Origin of the sequence: Rhizobium metallidurans (assembly GCF_014196505.1) — a bacterium.
GTDB lineage: Bacteria > Pseudomonadota > Alphaproteobacteria > Rhizobiales > Rhizobiaceae > Rhizobium > Rhizobium metallidurans.
Genome location: NZ_JACIDW010000024.1, coordinates 1 through 16922 on the forward strand (window position 1 = coordinate 1; position 16922 = coordinate 16922).

Here is a 16922-nt window from a genome sequence, read left to right on the forward strand (position 1 = left end):
GCCCGCAAACTCGTCATTCTCGCCAACACAATCCTCACCCGACAGACCGAATGGACGCCGAAATATGTGAAAGGATGAGACATGGTTGCTCCCCGACGGGGAGAAGGGAATGCCGCACCGCTGCGGGCCTACCTATTCCGTGTCGTCGGCACGCCATGCGGCGACAGCACCGGCACGAACACGCGCCGCGAAGCGCGCACCGCCACCGGCAGGCCCTGATAGAGCCGCTTCTGCGCCTCGACGATGATGACACCCGAAAACGCCGGCCAGAGCGCCCGCCCGGCATATTCGAATGCGCCACGCAACCGCATCATCGTGCGCAGCTTTGACGGCGGGAACAAAAGCGCTTCGGCGGACGCGCCCGGCGTGAAGTTCGTCTCGCGCAAGAGATGCGTCAGCTGCCCGCGGGAATAGGGGCGGCCCGAGCCGAAAGGCGTGTGCTCCAGCCGCGCCCAGACGCCGCGCCGGTTCGGCACGACGATGACCAGCCGCCCGCCCGGTGCCAGCACCCGCCAGAGCTCCTTCAGCGTCTCGCGCGGATTTTCCGCGAACTCCAGCGAGTGCACCATCAGCACCCGGTCGATCGACGAATCCGGCAGCGGCAGTTCCTCGTCGAAGATCAGCGCCGTCGACGACAGCGATCCCATCGGCCAGTTCACGGCCCCCTGTCCAGCCGGCATGAAAGCGAAGGTACGTTCGGTGTCACCTCGCAAACGATCGAGAAACGGCACGGCATAGCCGATGCCCACCAGCCGCTCCTGCGGCAGCCGCACCCAGAGGGACGAAAGCGCCATGGCGATCGACTGCTCGGCGATGCGGCCGAGGTCGGAATGATAGAACTGGCGTAGGTCGACAATATCCGCGTGCATTGCGATAAATGTTATCAGCGGGCGGTTGGACTTCAAGGCCGCAGCCTCTACATTTGGGGTCAGTCCGAGATAAAGAGGCACTTTAGATTATGAAACCTTTGGATTTAGAAGTTTTTCTCTGCCGCACCGACAATTTCGGCGTGCTTGTTCATGATCCCGAGACCGGCCTCACCGCCTCCATCGATGCTCCCGACGCCGACGCGGTCATCGCCGCCGCCGACCGTCGCGGCTGGACGATCAGCCACGTCTTCACCACCCATCACCATACCGACCATGTCGAGGGTAATCTGGCGCTGAAGGAGAAGTACGGCTGCGAGGTCATCGGCCCGATCAACGAGGCGGTGGCGATCCCCGGCCTCGACCGGACGATGGCCGACGGCGATACCTTCGGCTTCGGTGACCACACCGTCCATGTCATCGAGACCCCCGGCCACACCGCCGGCCACATCTGTTACCACTTCGCCGACGAGAAGCTGCTTTTCGCCGCCGACACGCTCTTCGCGCTCGGCTGTGGCCGGCTGTTTGAACGCCCGGCCGCCGATATGTGGCACTCGCTGCAGAAGCTCGCTGTGCTTCCCGATGAAACCGCGATCTATTTCGGCCACGAATATACGCTCTCCAACGCCCGCTTCGCGCTGACCATCGATCCCGACAACGAGAGGCTGAAGGCACGGACCGCCGAAATCGAGGCGCTGCGCGCCGAGGGCAGGTTCACCATTCCGACGACGCTCGCGCTCGAAAAGGAAACCAACCCCTTCCTGCGCGCCGGCGACCCCGCCATCCGCCGCAACCTGTTGATGGAAACCAAGACCAACGAAGAGGTCTTCGCCGAAATCCGCAAGCGCAAGGATAATTTCTGATGGCGCCGGCGCCGATTTCCGCCGACGACATCATCCGCGAACTCGACATGCAGCCGCACCCGGAGGGCGGCTTCTACATCCAGACCTTTCGCGACAGCGAAGGCGGCGCGCGCGGGCACTCGACGGCGATCTATTACCTGCTGACATCCGGCCAGCGCTCGCACTGGCACCGCGTCCACGACGCAGCCGAGGTCTGGCACTATTATGCCGGCGCGCCGCTGGCGCTGCACCGCGCCGAAGACGGCGGTCAAAGCGAGACGCTGATGCTCGGCCCCGATATCCTCGAAGGCCAGCGCCCGCAGGCGATCATACCCGCCAACTGGTGGCAATCGGCCGAGACGCTCGGAGACTATACGCTGGTGGGCTGCACGGTCTCGCCCGGCTTCGAATTCGCAAGCTTCGAGATGGCGCCACCCGGCTGGACGCCGAAGGGTTAAGAGACGAAGACGGCGGGTCAGCGAATTCGCCGCCCCCTGTCACACGATCATTCGGCCGCTTGCATCATACCCTTGGCCAGAACGACGGCGGGGTTTACGGCTTCGGGGGCGTAAGGACGAATAGAACCCGCCTTGACCTTATGTTCGAGCTCATCAAGGAAGATTTCGGGATCGGTCAACGTCATTCCGGCAAAGTCCGTATAGGTGTATTGCCACCATTCGCTTGCGAGGAGCCGTTCGATAACATCACGAGCAAAGCGGTATTTAACAATTTTTCCGGGATTGCCGACAACAACCGCGTAGGGCGGCACGTCTTTTACGACGACGGCGTGCGCACCGATCACGGCCCCGTGGCCGATTTTGACACCTGCCCTTATGTAGGCTCCGATGCCGATCCAGACATCGTTACCGATTTCGATAAGTAGAGGCTTGTCTTGGGTTGGCACGGGCGTCGGAACGAAGCCACTTTCATTGCCGGCGGTAAAGCCGGCCCAGATGAAGGCAGCGTCATAGGTAAAGCTCGACGTCGATACACGCGTCATGGGATGTTCGGCTTCGCCGAGCGTGACGTTTCTTGCAATCGAGCAGTACCGGCCGACTGTCCGGATGTTTCGCAAACGCGACCAGGAGTAGGTAAACGCGCCGACCGTGGCGTCGTGACGGAATATGCATTCTTCCGTCAACAAGACTGGTGGTTCAATCTCAACCTTACCGGAAAAATCATATGCTCCCGGGCGCAAATTAATCCCGCGCACCGCCACGTGATGGAACAGATCGTTTGTGACATCGACGATCATCGCAGCCCGGCTCCCCTTTATGAATGCCCCTGCGTGAACATCATACCGCTAACCTTGTGCGGACATTGCCTCCCACCCGGAACGCAACTTTCAAGCTCGAAATGATGAGCAAAAGCGCTCTACCCCTGCTGCTCGGCCCCGTCGGGCAGCATGACGAACAGCGATTGCAGCAGCGACACCGTGCCAGAGTGGCCGACGCTGTAGTAGATCATGCGGCCCTCGCGGCGGGTATTGACCAGGCCCTCGAGACGAAGACGGGCCAGCTGTTGCGAGACCATGGCCTGCTGCATGCCGAGAATGTCCTCGATCTGGCCAACGGTCTTCTCCTCTTCCGCGAGAATGCACAGGATGAGCAGACGCGTATGATGAGCCAATGCTTTCAGAAGTTCACTTGCTGCCCGAGCTTTCGTCGAAAACCCCTGCAATTCGTGATCGGCCATACCCGATCGAGGTGTCGGCAAGTGCATGTTACGTCTCTGCTTGCATATATATCAAAACTGACAGGTGTTCATAACATATACGCAAAGCGCGATAGTTTGGATTTCCTAAAATGCCAAAAAAAGTCGATCAGCAGATAAGCTGGCCGCCATTGATCTCGAGCACCTGGCCGGTCACGTAACCGGAGAGCGACGGCGCCGCCATGAACAGGTAGGCGGGCGCGCAGTCCTCGGCGGTTCCGAGCCGCTGCAACGGAATGCCCTTGCGCGTCTGCTCGAGCTTTTCGGCCGAGGAATAGCGCTGGTGGAAATCGGTTTCGATGGTTCCGGGCGAGATGCAGTTGACGCGAATGCCGTCGGGCGCGAGCTCGCGAGCCAGCGCCTTCGAGTAAGTCGAGACGAACGCCTTGGAGGCCGAGTAGATGGCCGAGCCCGGGCTGCCGCCTGTCAGCGCCGAGATCGAGACGGTGTTGACGATCGCCGCCTCGCCGGCCGCTCTCAGCGCCGGCAGCAGCGCCCTGGTGACCTCGACGACCGACGTCTGGTTCAATTGCACCACCTGGCCATATTGCGCCTCGGTCAGCGTGCCCGCCGGAAAGCGGCCGACCATCGTCCCCGCATTGTTGACCAGCGCATGGATCTTGTCGAAATGGCCGAGCACCTTCTTGGTGAAGGCGTCACATCCCTCCCCCGTCGAAAAATCGCCGGCGATGAGAATGGCGCGTCGGTCCTCTTCCGCCGTCAGCAGGAAATCGGGCAACGCCCGCTCGCCGTCGCGGCCGGTGTGAACCAGAACCCGCGCGCCGCAATCGAGAAATTGTCTCGCGACCTCGAGCCCGATGCCGCGGCCTGCGCCCGTGACGACCACGTTGCGGTTTTCGAACAATTTCGGATGAAACATCAAACCCTCCCGATCAACGGCCGAACCGATCTGTATCCGACGCGGTGAGAAGATAGCCTTTGCATCCGCCAATGATCAACCGTTGGCACGCTGCATCGCCATCTCGTGATGAGATGGTGAGCATTGGTCGACCGGCCAACAAAAAAGCGGCCTTGCGGCCGCTTCGATGACAGTCCGAACCGTAGAGAGGCTCTTAGGCTCAATCCTTGCCGACAACACCCTGCAGGTGCGTCATTTCCATGATGAAGTGTTCCAGCTTGGACTTGTGCTCGTGATGATGCGCATCCTCGAGTTCGGCCTTGGCGGCTTCGATGCGGCGGTCGAGTTCGTCCTTGGAGACGTCTTCGACGGGGATCGCCGATTCGGCGAGCAGCGTGCAGCCGGTCGGCAGGATGTCGGCGAAGCCGCCGAACACGACGAAGTCCTTCTTGACACCGCTGGCGGAGCGGACGCTCACGACGCCAGGCTTGATGGTCGTCATCGTCGGCGCGTGGTTCGCCATGACGGTCATCTCGCCCTCGGTTGCCGGAATGACAACTTCGGTCACCATCTCGGACAAGAGCAGACGCTCCGGAGATACGAGTTCAAAATTGAAATTGTCAGCCATGACGTTTCACTTCTTGATTGTCTTTGAAACGAGAGACGGCGCGCGGGGACGGTCCCTGCGCGCCGTAAGTGAATGCATCAAGCGGCTGCGGAGAGCTTCTTGGCCTTTTCGATGGCTTCTTCCATCGAGCCGACCATGTAGAAGGCTGCTTCCGGCAGGTGATCGTACTCGCCGTTGACGAGGCCCTTGAAGCCCTTGATCGTGTCTTCGAGAGCAACCAGCTTGCCCGGCGAACCGGTGAAGACTTCGGCGACGAAGAACGGCTGCGACAGGAAGCGCTCGATCTTGCGGGCGCGGGTAACCGTCATCTTGTCCTCTTCGGACAGTTCGTCCATGCCGAGGATGGCGATGATGTCCTGCAGCGACTTGTAGCGCTGAAGCGTCGTCTGCACCTTACGGGCGACTTCGTAGTGCTCTTCGCCGACAACCATCGGGTCGAGCATGCGCGAGGTCGAGTCGAGCGGGTCGACGGCCGGGTAGATACCCTTTTCGGCGATCGAGCGCGACAGAACGGTCGTTGCGTCCAGGTGGGCGAACGAGGTGGCCGGAGCCGGGTCGGTCAAGTCGTCGGCGGGGACGTAAATGGCCTGAACCGAGGTAATCGAGCCCGTCGTCGTGGTCGTGATGCGTTCCTGCATCTGGCCCATGTCGGTGGCGAGCGTCGGCTGGTAGCCAACGGCCGAAGGAATACGGCCGAGCAGAGCCGACACTTCCGAACCTGCCTGCGTGAAGCGGAAGATGTTGTCGACGAAGAACAGAACGTCCTGGCCCTTGTCGCGGAAGTCTTCAGCGATGGTCAGACCGGTCAGGGCGACGCGTGCGCGTGCGCCCGGCGGTTCGTTCATCTGGCCGTAAACGAGTGCTGCCTTCGAGCCTTCGCCGCCGCCATGCTTGTTGACGCCCGATTCGATCATTTCGTGGTAAAGGTCGTTGCCTTCGCGGGTACGTTCACCCACGCCTGCGAAGACCGAGTAACCACCGTGCGCCTTGGCAACGTTGTTGATCAGTTCCATGATGAGAACGGTCTTGCCGACGCCTGCGCCGCCGAACAGGCCGATCTTGCCGCCCTTTGCGTAAGGTGCGAGCAGGTCGACGACCTTGATGCCGGTGACGAGGATCTGTGCTTCGGTCGACTGGTCGACGTAGGCAGGCGCATCCTGGTGGATGGCGCGCTTGCCGGAAGTGACCAGCGGGCCGGCTTCGTCGACCGGCTCGCCGATGACGTTCATGATACGGCCGAGCGTTTCCTGGCCGACCGGAACCGTGATGGGTGCGCCGGTGTCGGAAACGGCCTGACCGCGAACCAGACCTTCGGTCGAGTCCATGGCGATCGTGCGGACTTCGTTTTCACCCAGGTGCTGAGCGACTTCGAGCACGAGGCGGTTGCCGCCGTTCGTGGTTTCGAGTGCGTTCAGGATCGCCGGCAGTTCGCCTTCGAAAGCAACGTCGACGACGGCGCCGATAACCTGCGTGACCTTGCCGGCGGAGCCTGCCGCGGCCTTCTTGGGGGTAGCTGCCTTAGCCATCTTCTTACCCTCTTTCCCTAACCTCAGAGCGCTTCCGCGCCCGAAATGATTTCAATGAGTTCCTTGGTGATCTGAGCCTGGCGCTGACGGTTGTAGTTCAGCGTCAGCTTGTTGATCATCTCACCAGCGTTACGCGTCGCATTGTCCATCGCGCTCATCTTGGCGCCCATTTCGCCGGCGACGTTCTCGAGGAGCGCGCGGAAGATCTGGACCGAGATGTTGCGTGGAATCAGATCCTCGAGGATCGATGCCGGATCAGGCTCGTATTCGTAGACTGCGCTCGCATGTGCCGCGTCCTCGGCAGCCACTTCGCCAGCCGAGGCTGGGATGAGCTGCTGTGCCGTCGGAACCTGCGAGATCACCGACTTGAACTCGGAATAGAAGAGCGTGCAGACGTCGAATTCACCGGCTTCGTACATCTCGATGATGCGCTTGCCGATGCTGTCGGCATTTTCGAAGGCGACGCGCTTGACGTCGCGAAGTTCCTTGCGCTCGACGATGAGCGAGAGGAATTCGCGGCGCAGGCTGTCGTAGCCCTTCTTGCCGACGGTGAAGATCTTCACCGTCTTGCCTTCGGCGACCAGCTTGCGGGCGTGGTCACGGGCAAAACGAGAAATCTGCGAGTTGAAACCGCCGCAGAGGCCACGCTCGGCGGTGCAGACGACGAGCAGGTGAACCTGATCCTTGCCTGTACCGGTCATGAGCGTCGGCGCGCCATCCGCCTCGGTGACGGCATTGGCGATATTCGCCAGTACCGCGTTCATCCGCTGCGAATAGGGCCGGGCGGCCTCGGCCGCCTCCTGCGCACGCCGAAGCTTCGCCGCGGCGACCATTTTCATCGCCTTGGTGATCTTCTGCGTCGCCTTGACGGAGGCGATCCGGTTTTTCAGATCCTTAAGTGAAGGCATCCGTGATCCGTCCTAACTGGGTCCGATTACGAGAAAGACTTCGCGAAGCTGTCGATGGCAGCGGTGAGCTTGCCCTTCGTATCGTCGCTGATGGCCTTGTCGTTACGGATTGCGTCGAGGATCGCCGAACCTTCCGAGCGGAGGTACGACAGCAGGCCCTGCTCGAACTTGCCGACCTGGTTGACCGGGATCTTGTCGAGGTAGCCGTTGACGCCGGCGAAGATCACCGCGACCTGCTCTTCCGTCTTCAGCGGCGAGAACTGCGGCTGCTTCAGGAGTTCGGTCAGGCGTGCGCCGCGGTTGAGCAGGCGCTGCGTCGACGCGTCGAGGTCGGAGCCGAACTGGGCGAAGGCGGCCATTTCGCGATACTGGGCGAGCTCGCCCTTGATCGAGCCGGCAACCTGCTTCATGGCCTTGATCTGAGCGGCGGAACCAACGCGCGAAACCGACAGACCGACGTTAACGGCCGGACGAATGCCCTGGTAGAACAGGTCGGTTTCAAGGAAGATCTGGCCGTCGGTGATCGAGATCACGTTGGTCGGAATGAACGCCGAAACGTCGTTGCCCTGGGTTTCGATGACAGGCAGAGCCGTCAGCGAGCCAGCGCCCTTTTCGTCGGAAAGCTTTGCAGCGCGCTCGAGGAGACGCGAATGCAGGTAGAAAACGTCGCCCGGATAGGCTTCGCGGCCCGGCGGGCGGCGCAGCAGAAGCGACATCTGGCGATAGGCGACAGCCTGCTTGGAAAGGTCGTCGTAACCGATCAGGGCGTGCTGGCCGTTGTCGCGGAAGTATTCGCCCATGGCGCAGCCGGCGAACGGTGCCAGATACTGCATCGGAGCCGGATCGGACGCCGTGGCGGCGACAACGATCGAATACTTCATCGCGCCGCGTTCTTCGAGAACCTTGACGAACTGGGCAACGGTCGAACGCTTCTGGCCGATAGCGACGTAGACGCAGAACAGCTTGTCGCCATCCGGGCCGTTGTCGTGGATCGGCTTCTGGTTCAGGATCGTGTCGAGAATGATCGCGGTCTTGCCGGTCTGGCGGTCGCCGATGACGAGCTCGCGCTGGCCGCGGCCAACCGGGATGAGCGCGTCGATGGCCTTGAGGCCGGTCGACATCGGCTCATGAACCGACTTGCGCGGAATGATGCCAGGAGCCTTGACGTCGACGCGCGCACGGCGGGTCGCGTTGATCGGGCCCTTGCCGTCGATCGGGTTGCCGAGAGCGTCGACAACGCGGCCGAGCAGTTCCGGACCAACCGGAACGTCAACGATGGCGCCCGTACGCTTGACGGTGTCGCCTTCCTTGATGGAACGGTCGGAACCGAAAATAACGACACCGACGTTGTCGGCTTCAAGGTTCAGCGCCATGCCGCGGATGCCGCCCGGGAACTCGACCATCTCGCCTGCCTGGACATTGTCCAGACCGTATACGCGAGCGATACCGTCACCGACGGAGAGCACCTGACCGACTTCCGAGACCTGGGCCTCTTTGCCGAAATTTTTAATCTGATCTTTGAGAATTGCGGAAATTTCCGCGGCGCGGATATCCATCAGCCAACCTCTTTCAATGCAAGCTTAAGGGTAGAGAGTTTGGTACGAAGAGACGTATCAATCTGACGGGACCCGACCTTCACGATCAGACCACCAAGAATTGACGGATCAACCGTGACGTTGACCGCCACGTCTTTGCCGGTGACGCCCTTCAGCGCCGCCTTCAATTCAGTTTCCTGCGCTGCGTCGAGCGCATGGGCCGAGGTAACCTCGGCGGTAATTTCGCCACGCTGACGGGCAGCGATGACACGGAAGGCCTTGATCATGCCCGGGAGAGCGAACAGGCGGCGATTGCGCGCCACGACCTTCAGGAAGTTTGCGACGAACCCGCTGATGCCGGCCTTTTCGCTGATCGCGATGATCGCCTTCAGCTGATCCTCGGCCGAAAAGACCGGGCTGGCCACGAAGCGGGTCAAATCCTCGCTCTCGTCCAACATCGCCTGAAAACGGTCGAGATCGGCGGTCACGGTAGCGACGGCACCCTCTTCGAGCGCCAGTTCGAACAGCGACGAGGCATATCGCTCTGCAACACCAGATGTAAGCTGGGACGTGTCTGCCACGGGCACAAATTTCCCTGATTTCAACCCAAGAATCCGGCCTCCGGCGGGCGCCTGATTTAAATTCTTGAATTCGTTATGATTTCCCCCAGAAATCGCAAGAGAAGCCTCTTGCTTCTTCCGAAATTCGGGGTCCGTCTAACATAGGATATCGGGACTCGCAACACGCGTAACGCCGTAATCCTGTTTTAGCTGCGATTTATGCCGCAAAAATGCTGAAACCGTTCACGGCCCACAGACGGCCGCTCCGAAATCGGCACGTTTCAGGCGGAAAAGAAACCGAAGACATAGCCGAGCGGAAGCGCCGCCAGAACCACTTGCACAACCAGAAGTACATAGTTCATGACAGTGCTTCCCCGGTCCGACAGCAGCGAGATGATGCGCGCGAAAGCCGCCATCGCGAAAGCGCCGCCGAGCGCCAGGTAGGTGAAGTCCTGCGCCAGCATGATCGCCGCCAGCCCGAAGCCGAGATAGAAGCCCCCCATCGAGCGCAGCTCGGCATAGCCGTCGCGGCGCCCCTCGCGCACCTGCATCCCATAGAGCCGCATCGCGTAGCCCGGCGCGAACATGATGATGAAGCCCGCGAAGGCGGTAAACGCGGCGGCGCCGAAGGCAAGCTGCTCGCCCAGCTCCGTCGGAAAGTAGAAATCCATGGTGTGACCCCAAATCACTGTGATTTGCAGCCCTTATGCCACGATTGGCCGAGACCGCAAACGGCCGAGATCGACTGTATCTAAAGGAAACTCTGCGGATCGATATCGAGCTGCACGTGGATGGAGCCGCGCTCTTTGGGAGATTGCGCCAGCATGGTGCGCAGGTAGGCCTGCATGTCGGAGTTCCGCCGACCATGCACGAGGAGCCGGAAGCGATGGCGTCCGCGCACCAGCGCCAGCGGCGCCTCGGCCGGGCCGAGCACGGAGATGCCTGTTACCTGCGGGGCGGCGTTGCGCATGCCGCGCGCATGCCCCTCGGCGTCCTGCCGCGTTTCCGCCGAGACGATGATCGACGCCAGCCGCCCGAACGGTGGCAGGATCGCCCTCTCTCGCTCGGCGATCTCGCGCTCGTAGAAGGCGCCCGCGTCGCCCGACACGATCGCCTGCATCACGGGATGCTGCGGCTGGTAGGTCTGCAGCAGGCCGTGGCTCTTGAGACCCGTGCGCCCGGCGCGGCCCGTCACCTGCGACAGCAGCTGGAAGGTCCGCTCGGCCGCGCGCGGGTCGCCGTTCGCCAGCCCGAGATCGGCATCGATGATACCAACAAGCGTCATCAGCGGGAAGTTATGCCCCTTGGCCACCAGCTGCGTGCCGATGACGATATCCGCCTCGCCCTTGGCGATGGCATCGAGCTCCAGCCTGAGCCGCTTCACCCCGCCCATGATATCCGAGGAGAGCACGATGGTCCGCGCCTCGGGAAAATGCCGCTCCACCTCTTCGGCGATCCGCTCCACTCCCGGCCCGCAGGCAACGAGATGATCGAACGTGCCGCATTCCGGACAGGCCTCGGGCGTGTGCTGGTGATAGCCGCACTGGTGGCACTGCAGCTGCCGCTTGAACCGGTGCTCGACCAGCCAGCTGGAGCATTGCGGGCACTGGAAGCGATGGCCGCAGACCCGGCAGAGCGTCAGCGGCGCATAGCCGCGCCGGTTCAAAAACAACAGCGCCTGCTGCTGCTTCTCCACCGTCTTGCCGATCGCCCGCAACAACACCGGCGACAGGAACCCCCCGCGCTCCGGCGCATGCCTTCGCATATCGACCAGATGCAGATCCGGCAGCGCCGCGTCGCCGAAGCGCGTCGGCAAATGGATGGTCGTGTAGCGCCCGCTCTGGCCGTTGACCTGGCTCTCCACCGATGGCGTGGCCGAGACCAGCACGAGCGGAAAATCGCCGATCCGGGCGCGCACGACCGCCATGTCGCGGGCGTTGTAATAGACGCGGTCTTCCTGCTTGTAGGCGGGATCGTGCTCCTCGTCGACGATGATCAGCCCGAGATCCTCGAACGGCAGGAACAGCGCCGAACGCGCCCCCGCCACGACCCGGACCTCCCCCGTCACCGCCTGCCGCCATACCTTCTCGCGCGTCTTCGGCGCCAGATCGGAATGCCATTCGGCGGGCTTGGCCCCGAACCGATCTTGGAAGCGCTCGAGGAAGCTCGCCGTCAGCGCGATCTCCGGCAACAGGATCAGCACCTGCTTGCCGCGCTTCAGCGTCTCGGCGATCGCCTCGAAATAGACTTCCGTCTTGCCCGAACCGGTGACGCCATCGATCAGCGACACCGCGAACTGGCCGTTGCGGACCTCTTCGAGGATCTCGTCGGCCGCCTCCTTCTGCGGACCCGCGAGCCGCGACGGCGCGAAATCCGGATCCGGCTTCGCCACGATCGGCGGCGGCGGCAGGAAGATCGTCTCGAATATCCCCTGCGCGATCAAGCCATCGACGACGCTGGTCGAAACGCCGGCCGCATGCGCAAGGCCGATCCGCGTCCACGACAGCTCGTCGCCGGCGGCATCGAGCACGCGGGCGCGCGCCGGTGTCATCCGCTCCGGCTCGCCGCCGACAAAGCGCAACCCCTCGACCATCGGTTCCGGATCGAAGGCGTTGGGAACACGCAGCGCCATGCGCGCCACCAGCCCCGGCGGCGACAGCGTATAGCCCGCCACCCAGTCGACGAAATCGCGCATCTCCTTGGAAAGCGGCGGGCAATCGAACACCTTGGTGATCGGCCGGAGCTTCTTCGGATCGACGCCCTCGTCGCCCCCCTCCCAGACGGCGCCGATCACCTGGCGCGGCCCGAGCGGCACCTGCACCACGGAACCGGGCTCCACCGCCATACCCTCGGGCACCGAATAGGAATAGGGCCTGGGCGCCGGCATGGGTACGAGCACCGACACCGTGCGCACGGCGGGCGGCGGCTCGATCGGGCCAAAGAGGTCGGACGAATCTATGCTCATCGGGCGCGACCATGCCCGCAACGAGAACAAAATGAAACCCGCGACATCGCGCTATCAATCGTCATCATCGTCCTCGCCGGCAATCGTGCCGGTCAGCCGCATGCCCTCGATCCAGGTGGCACCGTTCTCGCGGATCACCTTGCGCGGCCTGACCCCGCAGCGCTCGCGTACGGCCTCCGCCAGCTGCGCCGAATGCGTGACGATCCAAACCTGGCTGCTCTTCGATGCCGTCGCGATCATGTCCGCCAGCGGCTCCAGCATATCGGGATGCAGGCTCGCTTCCGGCTCGTTGAGCGCGATCAGCGGCGGCAGCCGGTAGGACAGCAGCGCCGCCGCCAGTCCGAGAAAGCGGATCTGCCCGTCCGACAATTCACGCGGCTGGAACACACGATGCGGAAAATCGGGAAAGGCGAGCCCGAACGACGCCGTCTCTTCCGGCTCCGGCACCACAAGCCGCGCGCCGCCGAAGGCCGAGGCGACGACGCGGTCGAGATCGACGGTATCCTGCCGCGTATGCCGAAGCGTCGCGAACACCGCCGCCAGATTGGCGCCGTCCTCGTCCAGCATCGGCCCGGTCACGGCAAGGCAGGGCTGGCGCAGCGGCGAGGCGCGGTCGGTGCGGAAGCCATGGAAGAAGCGCCAGTTGGCCACCACCCGGCGAAAGGCGGCAATCTCCGGAAAATGACCGGCATCGCCAAGCAGCGCCATCGCCGTCTCCGACGTCAGCGCCTGATCCGGATAATCCTGCATGCGGCCCGAGCCATCGCGCACGTGGATGGCGGGCCCCGCCCGCTTCATCATCGTGACCGGCCGCCCATGATCGACGACCAGCTCCTCGGCCTTCACCTGCGGCTCCAGCGGAAAACCGGCAGCGGCCTTCGGCGGACGCAGGCCAACCTCGACCCGGTAGCGGAAAGTCACGGCCCGCTCCTCGTCCAGGAGCTCCACCTCGAGCCGCACCCGCGCCGGCCCGTCGCTCTGCTTGCGCGTGCCCGACCACAGCACCGAGAACATGCCGCCCTCGGCCGCAAGCTCGCGCACCAGCCGCCCGGTCACCGCCGCCTGCACCAGCTGCAGCGCACGATAGAGATTGGATTTGCCCACGCCGTTCTCGCCGAGAAACAGCGAGGTCTCCGACAGATCCATGCGGATCGAGCGCAGCGACCGGTAATTCTGGGCGAACATGGAGCGGAGTTGCATGCCCCGCTTTACCCCATCCGCTCAACGAAATGAATGGGCATCGGCCATCTCGGGCAGGCTCGGCTCGACAAGCGGCTGGAACCGCGCGTCGCCATCCAGCTTCAGCGCCTCGACGGTATGCGTCTCCAACGCCCTTGTGACGTCGTTGATATCGCCATCAAGATCCTCGACCGGGATAATGTCGCCGATGATAAAATCGAAACGGTCACCGCGCTTGTTGAGGAGTTCATGGAACACCGTCATGTCGCGCAGCTCCGTCGACCACTTGGCGAACCAGTAGAACAGCCCGGAATTGCGCGCCGTCATGTGTACGGGCAGGATCGGCAGATTGTACTTGCGCGCCAGCCCGACGGCGGATGTCTTCCACGGCCGCTCGTTGAGCCGGCCGTTCGCCCAGTAGGCGATGCGCCCGGAAGGAAAAAGCACCGTCGCCTTGCCCTCGCGCACCGCGTGGTTCGTCAGTTGCAGCGTCTCGCGCGCCTTCAGCTTGCTCTTGTGCTCGTCGCGCCATTCGACCGGAATGATCATCTCCGCGAAGCGCGGATTGACGCGCACCGCATCGCGGTTGGCGAACACCATCATGTCGGGCCGCCGCGACTTCAGCAGATCGAACACCGCGACACCGTCGGCGATCCCCGTCGGGTGGTTGCTGACGAGAATGAAGCCGCCCTTTTCGGGAATCCGCTCGGCGTTGGTCACCCCGATCTCGAGATTGAGCAGCGCGCTCATATATTCGAAGCACTGGAATCCAGGCATGTTGGCGATGTCGTTGGCGAAGGTCATCGCCTTGTTGTAGCGCAGCAGCGTGTAGAGAAACGGCCGCATGACCGGCCACAGCGGATGGCCGACGATGCGTTGCCCGCGTTCGGCGATCAGCGTGTCGACGATGTGTCCTGGTCTACCTTGGGAAACGAGCGCGATCGTTTCTGCGAACTGTCCGAATGCCGTCGTGGGGTGGCGCCGTGCCATGCAAGATCCTGCCTCGTTGGGAAACCAGTTATCGCGATTATTATGATCGAAGCATGACAGGCACTTGGCCGATGTTAGCGATTCCATAACCGTCCCTCAGGCAAAATTGGCGGGCCGACGGGCAAATTCAAGAGGCGGAAACGTGAATGAACTCCTGATCATGGCCGATGCGCGGCTGATGGCGGAACGCGCCGCCTGGCTGCAAAGCCTAGCCGGCGAACGACGTCTTTCGCAGCACACGCTCGACGCCTACGAACGCGACACCCGCCAGTTCCTGACCTTCATGACCGGCCATCTCGCCGGCCCGACGACGCTGAAGGACATAGAGGCGCTGCGGCCCGCCGATTTCCGCGCCTTCCTCGCCGCCCGCCGCCGCGACGGCACCGGCGCCCGCTCGCTCGGCCGCAATCTCGCCGGCCTGCGCTCGCTGCTGCGCCATCTGGAAAAGAAGGGCCTGGTGAACGCCGCCGGCGCCGGCGCCATCCGCTCGCCGAAGCAGCCGAAGTCGCTCCCCAAGCCGCTCTCCGACAGCCAGGCCGTCACCGTCGTCAGCAACGAGGCGCAGCTGCACGAGGAGCCCTGGATCGCCGCCCGCGACGCCGCCGTCATGACCCTGCTCTACGGCTGCGGCCTGCGCATCTCCGAAGCGCTCGATCTCCTGCCCGGCGACATCGCATCAGGCGCCACGACGCTGCGCGTCACCGGCAAGGGCAACAAGACCCGGCTGGTGCCGCTGCTCTCGGTCGTCTTCGAGGCGGTGGACAGATACCGGGCGCTTTGCCCCTATCATCTCACCGCCGACCAGCCGCTGTTTCGCGGCGCCCGCGGCGGCAAGCTGCAGCAGGCGATCGTCCAGCGCACCATGCAAAAGATGCGCGGCGCCTTCGGCCTGCCGGAGACGGCGACCCCGCACGCGCTGCGCCACTCCTTCGCCACCCATCTCCTGGCCGGTGGCGGCGATCTGCGCACCATCCAGGAACTGCTCGGCCACGCCAGCCTGTCGACCACCCAGGTCTATACGGGTGTGGATGCATCGCGGCTTCTCGACGTTTACGACCGCGCCCACCCCCGGGCGTAATCCTTTGTTAACGTCTTCTCTTAAAGGAATATCATCAGCCGGGCGCGTAAAGCTCGTGCATTACTCCTTGTGACCGGAACACCATCATGACGATTTCGCTCGGCCACCGCAGTCCCCGCCTGGTATCCCCGGTTCGATCATCGATGCGGCCGGCATCATCAGGCAACGTCGCGCTCTGGCTGATCGCCGCCATTCACGTCCTGCTGGCGGCACTTCTGATCGCCACCCTCGTCTCGGTCTCGCCGGCATCGGCCGCCGACGCGGGCGCCTGTACGGGCCGCAATGTGCTCGACGATCTCAAGAACAGCGATCCGGCGCGCTACGAGCAGGTCGTCAGGGAAGGCGATGCGGTGCCGAACGGCAAGGGCATCTTCTGGAAGATCGAGAAGCCCGGCATGAAGCCCTCGTGGTTGCTCGGCAGCATGCATGTGACCGATCCGCGCGTCCTGCAGCTGCCGCCGCGCACCCAGGCCGCTCACGATGCCGCCGACACCATCATCATCGAATCCGACGAAATTCTCGACGAGAAGAAGGCCTCCGCCGCGCTGATGACGAAGCCGGACCTGATGATGTTCACCGACGGCACCACGGTGGAAAAGCTGTTGTCGCCCGAGGATTATGCCCGGCTCGAGGAGGGCTTGAAGCAGCGCGGCATTCCGCTCGCGGCCGTATCGCGCATGCGCCCCTGGATGATCGCCAGCGCGGTCGCGCTTCCCGCCTGCGAGATGGAGCGCAAGGCCAAGGGCGTAAAGTTCCTCGACCAGAAGATCGCCACCGACGCGCTGGCCAAGGGCAAGCAGGTCAAGGGTCTGGAAACATTGGCCGAGCAGCTGCAGGCCATGGCCGACCTGCCGACCGAATTTCACATGAAGTCGCTGATCCAGACGCTGGAGCTGGGCGAGAAGATGAACGACGTCGTGCAGACGATGACCGACCTCTATCTCTCCGGCGATATCGGCATGACCATGCCGATGCTGAAGACCGTGAGCCCTGACAGCAAGGACGACACCAACGACTACGCCGCCTTCGAGCAGCGCATCATCCTCGACCGCAACAAGATCATGGCCGAACGCGGCGCCCCGATCCTCGCCAACGGCAACGCCTTCATGACCGTCGGCGCCCTGCACCTTCCCGGCGAAGCCGGCGTGATCGAACTTCTGCGCAAGCAGGGCTTTACGGTGACGGCGGTGAATTGAGAAGGCTGCGGACCAAGCTCCCCGCTTGCCGCTAAAGTCCCCTCCCCAACCCCTCCCCACAAGGGGGAGGGGCTAGC

Annotated in this window: 17 protein-coding genes; 4 read left to right on the forward strand and 13 right to left on the reverse strand. The window is 63.1% G+C overall.

Annotated elements, in window-relative coordinates; translation table 11 throughout:
- Positions 1-128: 128 nt before the first annotated feature.
- Complete coding sequence (locus GGQ67_RS22295) at positions 129-905, reverse strand: class I SAM-dependent methyltransferase (protein WP_183902324.1); 777 nt, start codon at positions 903-905, stop codon at positions 129-131.
- 53 nt (positions 906-958) lie between these two features.
- On the opposite strand from GGQ67_RS22295, the gene gloB reads away from it, so the two are divergent.
- Together gloB and GGQ67_RS22305 are read left to right on the forward strand one after the other, a co-directional pair.
- The gene (gloB, locus tag GGQ67_RS22300) at positions 959-1729 is read left to right on the forward strand and encodes a hydroxyacylglutathione hydrolase (protein WP_183902325.1); all 771 of its coding nucleotides are present in this window, start codon (positions 959-961) and stop codon (positions 1727-1729) included.
- Positions 1730-1743: 14 nt separating this feature from the next.
- Positions 1744-2166 (forward strand): cupin domain-containing protein, encoded by a 423-nt coding sequence (locus tag GGQ67_RS22305; RefSeq protein WP_183902365.1) that lies wholly within the window; start codon positions 1744-1746, stop codon positions 2164-2166.
- 47 nt (positions 2167-2213) lie between these two features.
- Here the strand turns inward: GGQ67_RS22305 and GGQ67_RS25545 are convergent, their stop codons facing one another.
- The 12 genes from GGQ67_RS25545 to GGQ67_RS22365 all read right to left on the reverse strand — a co-directional run bounded on the left by GGQ67_RS25545 (position 2214) and on the right by GGQ67_RS22365 (position 14571).
- A complete protein-coding gene (locus tag GGQ67_RS25545; protein WP_183902326.1) occupies positions 2214-2963 on the reverse strand; it encodes a CatB-related O-acetyltransferase in 750 nt (249 codons plus the stop codon).
- A gap of 119 nt (positions 2964-3082) precedes the next feature.
- Positions 3083-3430: an ArsR/SmtB family transcription factor gene (locus tag GGQ67_RS22315; protein WP_183902327.1), complete on the reverse strand. Its 348-nt coding sequence runs from the start codon at positions 3428-3430 to the stop codon at positions 3083-3085.
- 100 nt (positions 3431-3530) lie between these two features.
- On the reverse strand, positions 3531-4301 hold the full coding sequence (locus tag GGQ67_RS22320; RefSeq protein ID WP_183902328.1) for an SDR family NAD(P)-dependent oxidoreductase: 771 nt from the start codon (positions 4299-4301) through the stop codon (positions 3531-3533).
- Between the two features lie 199 nt (positions 4302-4500).
- Positions 4501-4908 (reverse strand): F0F1 ATP synthase subunit epsilon, encoded by a 408-nt coding sequence (locus GGQ67_RS22325; RefSeq protein WP_183902329.1) that lies wholly within the window; start codon positions 4906-4908, stop codon positions 4501-4503.
- Positions 4909-4985: 77 nt separating this feature from the next.
- Positions 4986-6434, reverse strand: a complete 1449-nt coding sequence (atpD, locus tag GGQ67_RS22330; RefSeq protein WP_183902330.1) for a F0F1 ATP synthase subunit beta — start codon at positions 6432-6434, stop codon at positions 4986-4988.
- Positions 6435-6457: 23 nt separating this feature from the next.
- Positions 6458-7342 (reverse strand): F0F1 ATP synthase subunit gamma, encoded by an 885-nt coding sequence (locus GGQ67_RS22335; RefSeq protein ID WP_183902331.1) that lies wholly within the window; start codon positions 7340-7342, stop codon positions 6458-6460.
- 26 nt (positions 7343-7368) lie between these two features.
- Positions 7369-8898, reverse strand: coding sequence for a F0F1 ATP synthase subunit alpha (gene atpA, locus GGQ67_RS22340; RefSeq protein WP_183902332.1), 1530 nt, complete (start codon positions 8896-8898; stop codon positions 7369-7371).
- A complete protein-coding gene (locus tag GGQ67_RS22345) occupies positions 8898-9464 on the reverse strand; it encodes a F0F1 ATP synthase subunit delta (RefSeq protein WP_183902366.1) in 567 nt (188 codons plus the stop codon). Before GGQ67_RS22345 ends, atpA begins: the two co-directional genes overlap by 1 nt.
- A 254-nt stretch (positions 9465-9718) precedes the next feature.
- Positions 9719-10108 (reverse strand): AGROH133_08824 family phage infection protein, encoded by a 390-nt coding sequence (locus tag GGQ67_RS22350; RefSeq protein WP_183902333.1) that lies wholly within the window; start codon positions 10106-10108, stop codon positions 9719-9721.
- 80 nt (positions 10109-10188) lie between these two features.
- Positions 10189-12402 (reverse strand): primosomal protein N', encoded by a 2214-nt coding sequence (locus GGQ67_RS22355; protein WP_183902334.1) that lies wholly within the window; start codon positions 12400-12402, stop codon positions 10189-10191.
- Positions 12403-12456: 54 nt separating this feature from the next.
- Complete coding sequence (locus tag GGQ67_RS22360; RefSeq protein WP_183902335.1) at positions 12457-13602, reverse strand: AAA family ATPase; 1146 nt, start codon at positions 13600-13602, stop codon at positions 12457-12459.
- Positions 13603-13623: 21 nt separating this feature from the next.
- Complete coding sequence (locus tag GGQ67_RS22365; protein ID WP_183902336.1) at positions 13624-14571, reverse strand: GNAT family N-acetyltransferase; 948 nt, start codon at positions 14569-14571, stop codon at positions 13624-13626.
- A 142-nt stretch (positions 14572-14713) separates the two neighbouring features.
- Here GGQ67_RS22365 and GGQ67_RS22370 point away from each other — a divergent pair, with 142 nt between their 5' ends.
- Both GGQ67_RS22370 and GGQ67_RS22375 read left to right on the forward strand, forming a co-directional pair.
- Positions 14714-15649: a tyrosine-type recombinase/integrase gene (locus GGQ67_RS22370; protein ID WP_183902337.1), complete on the forward strand. Its 936-nt coding sequence runs from the start codon at positions 14714-14716 to the stop codon at positions 15647-15649.
- Positions 15650-15735: 86 nt separating this feature from the next.
- Positions 15736-16845: a TraB/GumN family protein gene (locus GGQ67_RS22375; protein WP_183902338.1), complete on the forward strand. Its 1110-nt coding sequence runs from the start codon at positions 15736-15738 to the stop codon at positions 16843-16845.
- The last annotated feature ends 77 nt before the right edge of the window (positions 16846-16922 follow it).

Coding starts and splice junctions, on each gene's coding strand:
- gloB (WP_183902325.1), top strand. CDS start 959: ATGAAACCTTTGGATTTAGAAGTTTTTCTCTGCCGCACCGACAATTTC.
- GGQ67_RS25545 (WP_183902326.1), bottom strand. CDS start 2,963: ATGATCGTCGATGTCACAAACGATCTGTTCCATCACGTGGCGGTGCGC.
- GGQ67_RS22315 (WP_183902327.1), bottom strand. CDS start 3,430: ATGCACTTGCCGACACCTCGATCGGGTATGGCCGATCACGAATTGCAG.
- GGQ67_RS22320 (WP_183902328.1), bottom strand. CDS start 4,301: ATGTTTCATCCGAAATTGTTCGAAAACCGCAACGTGGTCGTCACGGGC.
- GGQ67_RS22325 (WP_183902329.1), bottom strand. CDS start 4,908: ATGGCTGACAATTTCAATTTTGAACTCGTATCTCCGGAGCGTCTGCTC.
- atpD (WP_183902330.1), bottom strand. CDS start 6,434: ATGGCTAAGGCAGCTACCCCCAAGAAGGCCGCGGCAGGCTCCGCCGGC.
- GGQ67_RS22335 (WP_183902331.1), bottom strand. CDS start 7,342: ATGCCTTCACTTAAGGATCTGAAAAACCGGATCGCCTCCGTCAAGGCG.
- atpA (WP_183902332.1), bottom strand. CDS start 8,898: ATGGATATCCGCGCCGCGGAAATTTCCGCAATTCTCAAAGATCAGATT.
- GGQ67_RS22350 (WP_183902333.1), bottom strand. CDS start 10,108: ATGGATTTCTACTTTCCGACGGAGCTGGGCGAGCAGCTTGCCTTCGGC.
- GGQ67_RS22355 (WP_183902334.1), bottom strand. CDS start 12,402: ATGAGCATAGATTCGTCCGACCTCTTTGGCCCGATCGAGCCGCCGCCC.
- GGQ67_RS22360 (WP_183902335.1), bottom strand. CDS start 13,602: ATGCAACTCCGCTCCATGTTCGCCCAGAATTACCGGTCGCTGCGCTCG.
- GGQ67_RS22365 (WP_183902336.1), bottom strand. CDS start 14,571: ATGGCACGGCGCCACCCCACGACGGCATTCGGACAGTTCGCAGAAACG.
- GGQ67_RS22375 (WP_183902338.1), top strand. CDS start 15,736: ATGACGATTTCGCTCGGCCACCGCAGTCCCCGCCTGGTATCCCCGGTT.